This window comes from Stutzerimonas kunmingensis (assembly GCF_900114065.1).
Lineage (GTDB): Bacteria > Pseudomonadota > Gammaproteobacteria > Pseudomonadales > Pseudomonadaceae > Stutzerimonas > Stutzerimonas kunmingensis.
The window spans coordinates 315,418-324,629 of sequence record NZ_FORS01000005.1 but is presented as its reverse complement, the minus strand read 5'-3'; the positions used below and the strand labels follow the sequence as shown (position 1 = coordinate 324,629).

The following is a 9,212-nucleotide window of genomic DNA, read 5'->3' as shown; positions in this document are numbered from 1 at the left end:
TACGCTGGAGTGAAAGCTAATCAACGCATGCGACACCCTGTGTCGCACGGGATATTTCACGGAAGAAGCAAAGTGACGTCGTTGAACTGAGGCAGCGATTGGAGAAACGCTCCGGCAACTTCAAATGACTTCAAGCCGGTAGGTATCGGCGTCATCGACCAACTCAAAGAACAGCTCGCCATCCGAAGACCGAGGGCTGTCAGATGCGGAGGACCAGAACGAAGAGTGCTGCGTCGCATAGGTACAAAGCGCGGCCACCAACGGATGAGCCTTCCACAGCTCGGTCAGCTCACGTCGATGCAGGCCCGGCATAAAGAGCGGTGCAAGCCTCTGCTTTTGATCCAACGAAAGCTCAGCCAACTCCTGCCCATGCTGACTGATCCACTTGCTAATCAAGCGAATGTCGCTGTGGTAGCGCGCATCGGTCACCTGAAGCTGAGCAATACGGATTTTCTGTGGTTCTACAACAACCCTGCAGGCAACGTATTCATCACCATCAGCCAGCGGAGCACTGGCATTCAGCAAAGCGAGTTCAGGGGTTGGGCTGGCGTAAATTGCATGCCGGCGGGACGGCATATTTCTCGGCCGAAGAGACTCCCAGAGGTTGTCGACCACGTAGGGAACATTGCTGGGTATTCGCATCGTTGAGTGACGACGAAGACCTTTTTCCGCCCTCCCCACTTGGCTGGCAGGAATCGCCCGATAAAGCTCCATTTAAATCTCCTTATGGGGAAACCCGGGGAAGCGGCAGAGGGGGGAGATCTGTATCTACGTTGTAACCGATCATGAAGAGGGCTTTCTCAAGCTCTGCAATGGAGCCAATGCTTGGGTTGTAGGCCATCACCTGCTGCAGCAACTCTCCTGCAAGCAACACCTGTCCCGCCCATAGCTGGCACTGAGCGGCATTGAGCTTGCGAAACTTGAACGCCCCCAGCGATGGATCTCTATTCGTCGTGTCGCCTTGTCCGGCCCCCCACCGAAAGGATAAATCAGCAGGGACGCTAGGTACGCCAGAACGCATGAGTGAATAACGGGCGAGCAATCCAAGTGCAGCACCAACGCGGCCGTCGTAGATAATGATGTGGTCAGGGTCGGCAGCCGCGTAGACCTTTGTCATAGCGGAATTCATCAGGAGTTCCTTGCCATCGAATGCAGCAAGCCCTTGAGCAGATCCAGGTTGAAGCAGTTGGACTGCATGCATGATTGATTGGCATAGCGTTTTTTTTAGGTACTGATCCTCGACCCAAGCCAGAGATTTATCACCAGGGCGACGCGCGACGCCCCCCCAGTGGAATATAGCCAGGCATGCATCGCGGGCAGTTGCTTGATCACGCACAGCTAGCGCTTGCCGTAAACGGGCAGCAATGCATTGGGACGAATTAGGCTTAGGGCTATCAGGCCAGGAGTAATGGAGAAAGGCCTCCTGAAGCGAATGACACCACCAATGATGAACCGCTGAGGCAATACGCCCTTTCCAAGGCTTCCAGCTCTGATGTTTGCTAATGCGAAAGCTATGCAGCAGCCCTGACTCCGAAGCATCTCCCACTGGGAACAAACCACGCATCTCCCCCAGTGCCTCTGGCCTGCCCCATAAATCAGCCAGGTATCGTGCAAAGGCCTTTTGATTCCCAGTCAGACTCATTCCCTTCCTCTTAGTCCTAACCCCAGCACCTATTGATATCCCTGTAGGGGCATAAAGCCAGCATGCTATGAGTTTTTGCATACCTGTTGAATAGCAACATCCGATGCACGCAACTCTCTGGCCCACAAGCTTCCCTGGCTGATCGCCAGATCCCGCCAGAAACGAAACAGCAGCCCATCTGGATCCGGTGGAGACTCGAAGGTAGAAAAGTAAAATTCAGCAAGTCGCTCAGTCGCCAGCACCAGCCCCCTCATGGCCGCCCACTGCAGCCAATACAAGCCAAGTGCTGGATCATACTCGGGTGATGTCTCATCCAGAGCCAACCTGCCAAGTGAGAAGCACGCCATCAAGTCCTGCTCGGCCGCTCCACGCTTGTACCAACTGATGGCTTTGCCATGATCGACGATGACACCCTCGTCCCCACGCTCATACAAGCTCCCTAATGCTTGCGCAGCACAGGGAATCCCTGCTTCGAAAGCCTGCTCGTAATAGTCGATGGCCAAGCCCGGATTGACCACCAGCCCCTTGCCATAAAAGGCCAGCTCGGCGAGGTTGAATAGAGCCTCTGAGGCTCCCATCACTGCCGCAACCTTGAATAACCGCCTGGCCAGCGCAGGGTTCGGCTTCAGCCGCAGACCATTGAGCCAAAACCACCCTAGATCATTGAGCGCATCCGCATCGCCCAACAGAGCCTGCTCACGCAGCTCCACATAGCGATTTCGAATCCTGATCGGATCAACCAATCCAAGAAGCGGATTGGCTGCTTTGATCTCGTGATAGGTAACACCCGCCTGCCCGCTTAGCTCCTTCGCTCTCAGCGATGGCATTCCAACGCCAGCGTAAAGGCGTTGCAACTCGTCAGGCCCAGCTAGATCGACGTCTTCAGCCAGCGGAAGAAGGTTATCCATGAGATTGAAGACTTCCGCAGATTTGCTCATGCTGCTGCCTCATCGATGATCGTGTCTGACCATTTTCAACAGCCATGCGACAGCCTGTGTCGCACACAAGTAGGGATGGAAGTGTGGAACAGCTACTCCGCCATGAGCTCATCCTTGGCCTTCTCCCTAGCAAGGACAGCGCTCTCGATAGCAATGCCATTCACCAACGAGTAGCCAACCAAGGCGTCCAGGTTGATAAACGCACCATTCAACGTGACCTCAGCGAACTCGAATAGAAATTCCCCCATGTGCACAGCAGGCCCAAGGGCAAAGCAAAACTGTGGTGGGCAGAGAAATCGCTATCGCGACTGAGCATGCTGCCAACAGATGCGATGAACCTCGTCATGATCATGGAGCACGCTGCTAGATTCGGAATGGCGGCGCAGGTAGAAAATCTGGCGCCCCTTCGGGATTACGCGACATCACTGTTGAAAGGAAACCGGCCTAGCCAAGACTGCTCAGGCAAGGTCATCAGCAACACCCGCTTCGTTGTCCTGGAACCAGGTCAGGTGAAGCCAGAGGTACTGGAGGTTGTCCAACAAGCACTTCTGGATGATGGCCTTATCGGCGCATCGGATGGCGGCACTGTACGAACAAGGTTGAATGCGACACAGGCTGTCGCATACCCAACCCATTCTGTCTCCTGTCATCTGACCATGGAGACTCAGCTATGAAGACTTACTTTGCCTTCCTGCAACGCGTGACACCCAATGCGGGCCCACGCGCTAACTTTACAATCACGGTACAGGCCGTCAGCTCCGAGATGGCTCGCGTCACGGCAGAAGCCCAATACCCCGGTTACAAGTGCGCAAACGGCCCCGTGCAGGTGCGCTAAAGATGAACAACGCGCATCGCAAGCGCATGCAGCCTAGCGACTATCTGTACCACCTTTTAAACCAAGGTGACGATACCGAAAGCGCTAAGACAGAAACGCACCAGAAAGCTCTCAATCTACGGGAACAATACTCGGTAAGTTTCGATATCGCCTTGATCGCAGAAACACAAGCCGAAGCTCAGCGACTAGCAGACCAAATACTTGAACTGCCCAAGGCTTATTTCCCCGAAAGCATCACCTGTCTCGACAGGCATCGTTTTTCTGCTCACGGACTAGACGAACCTTGGCCTGAACAGCAATTTGATGAGCTTCATTTTTTCTGCTCATCTCCAGACCAGCTACCTCCCGCGAGTCACCTAGATCGACTAGCAGCCATCATCCACGTCCATCATTTAGCCCCATGCATGGCACAAGCATATCCGGGTTATCGCAGCTATCTATGGTGCACTGAGCAAGCTCTGTGTGACTTCTGGGCAAGCCTGTACTTAGCAAGAGAGATGCAAAGCATCCCAGGGTTGAACTGGAATAGTTACCCCACATGGCAGCTGCCTGAACACTGCATTGGTCAAGCAGCAACTAGCTGGGGCTCAACACCAAATGCAGCTATAGATTCATTACTAGCGCAGGCTGGGCATACAAGACTCACTACTACGGTCGATGCAATCCTCGTAATAGAAGGCAATTGCGATATGTCGATAAGCGACTATTTCGACCTATTGATCCTGCTAGAGGCCAAAATCAAATGCGATATCGCACCCACTGGATGGGTAGCCCCTGAATACTCAGGTTATGGCCTAAAGCTGCTCACATTCGGCCCACTTAAAGACCAAAGTTGACGCAGTGGAGAACAGTGCATGGATAAACAACAACCTGAGCATTTGCTACAACTCCTCGCTCAAGGCGCATCACTCAGCAGTAAGAACAGGGCACTGGCGTTTCCCTTGCTGCAGCGGGCTTGCGCGCTGCTCTGGCGTCTTGAGCCTGTTGGCTACCCAATGTCAGCCATAGAATTGGAGCGCAAGCTAAGCGTTCCCCTTGAGGACTGGCTGTCTTCGGCTATCAGGGCCGACTACTCAGGCCCCTTACTGTATTCCAACATCGCCACGCAAACCTGCAATGAGATGCTGCTTGAGCTCGACGTAAGGGAGCTGTGGGAGCAAGTCCAGGCCAGCGTAAACCGGGTCAAGCAAGCGTGCCGCCTTCGGGCTGACGGTGAGACACACTATCGAAACTTCCGGTTGTTTCTGATTGAGCATGGCGTGATCGTGCCCTTCCAGGCCCAAGAATCCTTCGTTCCACTCAATCTTTCTCTAAGCGAGTTCTACGAGCCCATCCCCCCTCACCTGCACCATAACGGGCTTCTGTATCTATGTCCCGAATGCAAATGGCCGATGAATGCTCAGCGGCACCAGGTCAGTTGCGACTCTGCTTGGTGCCAGGACAAAAAGAGTCTTTTTGTTCGTGATGGTTCGAGACTGATCAACCGTGTAGACAACAGCATCCTTCTGGGACACCCCGTCGAAGACCGGCTGATGCTCAAACCGCCATTATGGAAATTCACGCTCCAACCTGGACTGCTTGAGGTTGCGCTCGCAAGCGCGCTCGTGGCGAAAGGTTTGGAGGTGCAGCTGTGGCCTGATGTGGATCGAACGGATCTGCGTATCCGTCTTGGCCACGCTTACCAAGATATTGATGCCAAGGTCTGGATATCGTCCTACGAGCTGGCCAAACACATCGAATCAATCCCTTCGAGCAAGCCTCGCTGGATCGTAATCCCGGATTACCAGATGCAGAACATTCCCCTGCTCCGCCAACGCTGCCCTGCAGGGGTTGCGGTCTTCACGCAGAGCCAGTGCGTAAGGGAGGCACAAAAACATGCAGCCCCTTTCTGACATTAGTACAACGCTTTTCCTCGCCCTGGCTGCGCGATATGTGGGCAGTGAACCCATGCTGGCCGATGCAGCAGCTCTCTGCGCGGGCCGAACACGCGGCTGGAGCACCTGGTGCGCGCTTCAGGACGCTGATCAGCTGCTGATAGCCGAGAGCTTGCGGCTCAGGCCCTCACTTGTAGCCCAACCCAAGCGTTTCCTGATGAGCGCCGAGGCGATTATCAAAGGTGAACGCAGCCCCTTTGAGTTGATCGACGCGAGCAAGCTGAGTGACGAGCTCCACGAACAGGATTGCTATCGCATATCACCGCACCTGAATGCCGACCAGCTCATCAGGGAATACTTCGAGGCACTCAAGTATGGGCGTGCGACACCGGTCTATGCCCAGCTCCCAGAGTCTGGGGACGTAGTCCTCAAGCATATCGCTGGAGATCAGGTCAGGGTTTTCGTTGTACCTGAAAGCGAGCGGAGCGTCCTCGAAGTCGCTGACTGCCACATCCATATCCCCTCATCGCCCGCTGTGCAGGAAATCGAGTGGGAGCTTGGCTCACTACGCGAACTCGCCCAGCAACTCGATGCAACGCCCAATCTCCACAGCCAACACGAAGCCTCCCTGACCAACATTTGGGGATCAGAACCCAAACGCGCAGCAGACTCGGGCAATTTTTACCGCGTGAATGCCCCCACTGGAACCGGCAAAAGCGTTGCCATGGTGATGATGTCGATTGACGCGGCTCGCCGAGGTCACAGAGTCGTGATTGCGGTACCGACGCTAGTCGAACTGGAAAACACCGTACGTATTCTCAGGCAGTCGCTAGCTGTGGCAGCGGCTGATCTGAAGGTTGCACCATTGCACTCAGCGACGCGGGTCTATGAGCGTGCACAGATCCAGTTCGCGCAGAGCAATACTGCGTCCGCGTACGACTATGCCTGCCTGCTGGATGCTTACGCGTCCGACCTCCTCGACGTCGAACCCGGTAAAGAGCCTTGCTTCAACGTTCGGGTATCGACCCAGGAGGAAGGCCGACTTGAGCATTCAAAACGGCTTAACCACTGTCCTTTTCTCTTCAAATGTGGTCGGACCAGAATGTTGTCAGAAGCTCTTGAAGCCGACATTGTGGTGATCAACCATCATGCCCTATTGTCGGGCACTACGCGCATTCCGCTGTCCGACGCCGACCAGTTTCCTGGACCGCGCAGCCTGATCGAGTTGCTGCTCCGGACTGCCCCGGTGTTTCTCGTCGACGAAATCGACGGTCTGCTGAAGTCTGCCATAGACAGCAGTGTCATCGAGCTGAAGCTTGGCAACCAGGGTGACAATAGCCCTCTCTTGCGCCTGTTCAATACCGTTGTTGGCCGGTCAAACATACTTGGGATTGATCGAAGCAGTCTGTACCGGGTGAACTGGGCGCTAACCTATTGCACGCTCAGTGTGAGCCAGCTCATGAACCTTCAGCAGGAAAAATATTTCGAGTGGCCAAAGAAGGAAACAACCTGGTCAGATGCCGACGACACCTTCATTACCGAAAAGCTGGGAATCAATCGCGAGGAGCTGGAACAGCTGTTCAACAACACGAACCGCATACCACCCCACCTGGAAAGGCTAAGTCACCACCTTGCCTGCTGGCGCTCAAACGATGGCGAACACAAGCTTGAAACCCTGGCGGTCAACCTTGGTCATCTCATCAAGGCATTGTCCGACAGTGGTCTGCTTCCTGCACCGCTGAAAGAGCATGACCAGATCCGCCTAAAAGCATCGTTGATCTTGCGTGGCACGCTGCTGGTCATCGAAACACACCTGCGAAACCTCCAGGTTGAGCTTTCTGGCTTCGTCAACGCCGAGGTCCCAAACGCTTATGAGGTTCGAAGGAGCATTGCAGGGCCAGAGCCGTTGAGCCCTACCCCCAACGGCCCCTTGCAGCGGGCCGTGTTTGGTTTCAAGCGGAAAGACAGTAGCGACAATGACTCGACCCTGAACGTCGTCGCCATGCGCGGTGATCCGCACAGCACCCTACTTTCACTTCCGGATGTCAGCGCTCTGGGCTATGCCGGTGTGAAACGGTTGTTCATAGGGTTCTCTGCCACTGCATATTTTCCCGGAGCCAGTGCTTACGACCTTCGAGCCAAAGACTTCATCGACGTTCCGGATGCAGCTGGCCAGATCACCTTCGAGAATGTCAACCAAACGACCGCCATCTCTGGTGCCGCCTTTGCGGAGCGCAAGTTCCTGGTATCGAAATTTGCCAAAGAAATATGGCCCTGGGCGAAAGCCCGTCTCCAGAGTCTGGCAAACGACCCAAAGACCCAAGAGCGCGCTCGCCTGCTCTTGGTCACCAACAGCGACACGGATGCTGAAGTGCTGGCCATGACCCTCGCGAAAATGCAGGGTGGCCCAGGCCAATTGGTAGGCTGGGTGCGAGGACGACAGAGCGAGTACAAGCCATCCTCACTCGAAGCACAGCAAACACTTGTCTACGACGACCTGGCGGAATTCACCAGCGGCCGGCATAAGGACAAGACGTTGCTGGTCAGTGCGCTTGGCCCTATGGCGCGCGGCCACAACATCGTAAACGCCGATGGTCTTTCGGCGATTGGCGCCGTAGTGATCTGCGTCCGTCCACTGCCCTCTTCGGACAGCCCAAACAACAACCTTGCCCATATCTGCTACGAGACGGGGAAAGCGGTTGCCTTCTACAGCAGCCCTGGCTTGCTGATGATGCAGGAGCGAAAGCATTCCAATGCTCTCCTACAAAGTATTCGTACCGCACGCCCGGCGTTTAGCCAGCAACCGGATAACATCCGTCATTACACCATCATGAACATCCTGGTGAGCCTCACTCAACTCATCGGACGGGGGCGTCGAGGAGGTACTCCGGTAACTTGTTACTTCGCTGATGCCGCGTTTCTGAATGGCCTCAAGCCTTGGCACGAGATGCTCAACGAGAGCGTCCATCAACTCAAGAAAGATGGGGATTGGGATCAGTTCGAACGTCACCATGCCGGCGTCGCATCAGCACTTCTGAAATACATCAATGAATCAAGAAAGGACGCGAGATGAAGGCCCTTGAGCTACGCACCAGCCTATTCAAATTTGATGCGACCCAATTGGGGCAAGCCTACCGTGTGGTAATCGGCCCCCAGTATCTCGACGCGTGGCAAGCGCTTCAGGGGCTGGTTAAAAAGCCACATCCGGGCCTGCCTACGACAGGATTGGAGGAGATGCTTGCAGTTCTTTCCCGGGGCCCCGTAAAGGTGGACCTATTCCCCCAAAAAGGGGGCGGTGTCTCGGCGATTATCATGCTCTATCCGCTGTCAGTCGACACTATCAACGAGGTGCTCCACCTATGGTCGATGGACGTCCTTAGGATTTGGAACGAGCAACTGGTCGGCATTGAAGGAAAGTTGATCGTCACCGACGTGGTGCCGCTGGATACAAGTCACCTAGTCACGCCTGGAGACATTTCATCGCTCGCGTATACGGTCATTCCTTGGCTGGTGGGGCAAGCCCTCATACAAAAGCCCATGCAGGCGGCGATGCCCATCAAGCTGTACCAGGCAGCTGATTCCAGCTTGCTTGCATGGGATGACCCTATCGTTTCCGAAAATGATGTCCGATATGCCAGTGCACTGCATGCTATCGAGCCGACTCTTGTCTTGCTGCACGGTCGGCCGCAGCCCTACATCCAGCTACGTGTGAAACTGACCCAGGTGATGCCCAACCTTGTAGGCAAGAAAAAACATGCCTGGGTCAAAACCGGCGACCTGATCGTCAAAGCGAAGCTCAAAACCAAGAAGACGGTCGAAGGCTGGGAAACTACGTACGAGCACCCTGTCGAGAAGCTGCTGACCTTCATGGCTAATGAACCATGTGGTGCCCGCGAGCAAGCAGGCTTCTGAAAATGGCGCAA

8 protein-coding genes are annotated in these 9,212 nt (G+C 55.0%); 5 read left to right on the top strand and 3 right to left on the bottom strand.

Going from position 1 to position 9,212, the window contains the following annotated elements; genetic code table 11:
• Window positions 1-120 precede the first annotated feature (120 nt).
• The 3 genes from BM275_RS14895 to BM275_RS14885 all read right to left on the bottom strand — a co-directional run bounded on the left by BM275_RS14895 (window position 121) and on the right by BM275_RS14885 (window position 2,580).
• A complete protein-coding gene (locus BM275_RS14895; RefSeq protein WP_090522048.1) occupies window positions 121-714 on the bottom strand; it encodes a hypothetical protein in 594 nt (197 codons plus the stop codon).
• Between the two features lie 10 nt (window positions 715-724).
• On the bottom strand, window positions 725-1,642 hold the full coding sequence (locus tag BM275_RS22070; RefSeq protein WP_139229577.1) for a hypothetical protein: 918 nt from the start codon (window positions 1,640-1,642) through the stop codon (window positions 725-727).
• Window positions 1,643-1,707: 65 nt separating this feature from the next.
• Window positions 1,708-2,580, bottom strand: coding sequence for a tetratricopeptide repeat protein (locus tag BM275_RS14885; RefSeq protein ID WP_079327642.1), 873 nt, complete (start codon window positions 2,578-2,580; stop codon window positions 1,708-1,710).
• A 314-nt stretch (window positions 2,581-2,894) separates the two neighbouring features.
• On the opposite strand from BM275_RS14885, the gene BM275_RS22335 reads away from it, so the two are divergent.
• The 5 genes from BM275_RS22335 (at window position 2,895) to BM275_RS22430 (ending at window position 9,201) form a co-directional block, all read left to right on the top strand.
• Window positions 2,895-3,254, top strand: coding sequence for a hypothetical protein (locus BM275_RS22335; protein WP_176492302.1), 360 nt, complete (start codon window positions 2,895-2,897; stop codon window positions 3,252-3,254).
• Window positions 3,255-3,417: 163 nt separating this feature from the next.
• Entirely contained in the window at window positions 3,418-4,251 is an 834-nt protein-coding gene (locus BM275_RS22065) for a hypothetical protein (protein ID WP_128121602.1), read from the top strand.
• Between the two features lie 18 nt (window positions 4,252-4,269).
• Window positions 4,270-5,307 (top strand): restriction endonuclease-related protein, encoded by a 1,038-nt coding sequence (locus tag BM275_RS14875; RefSeq protein ID WP_079329505.1) that lies wholly within the window; start codon window positions 4,270-4,272, stop codon window positions 5,305-5,307.
• Complete coding sequence (locus BM275_RS14870; protein ID WP_090522046.1) at window positions 5,291-8,362, top strand: ATP-dependent DNA helicase; 3,072 nt, start codon at window positions 5,291-5,293, stop codon at window positions 8,360-8,362. The genes BM275_RS14875 and BM275_RS14870 overlap by 17 nt, the downstream gene beginning before the upstream one ends.
• Complete coding sequence (locus BM275_RS22430; RefSeq protein WP_090522044.1) at window positions 8,359-9,201, top strand: hypothetical protein; 843 nt, start codon at window positions 8,359-8,361, stop codon at window positions 9,199-9,201. Before BM275_RS14870 ends, BM275_RS22430 begins: the two co-directional genes overlap by 4 nt.
• Window positions 9,202-9,212 lie beyond the last annotated feature (11 nt).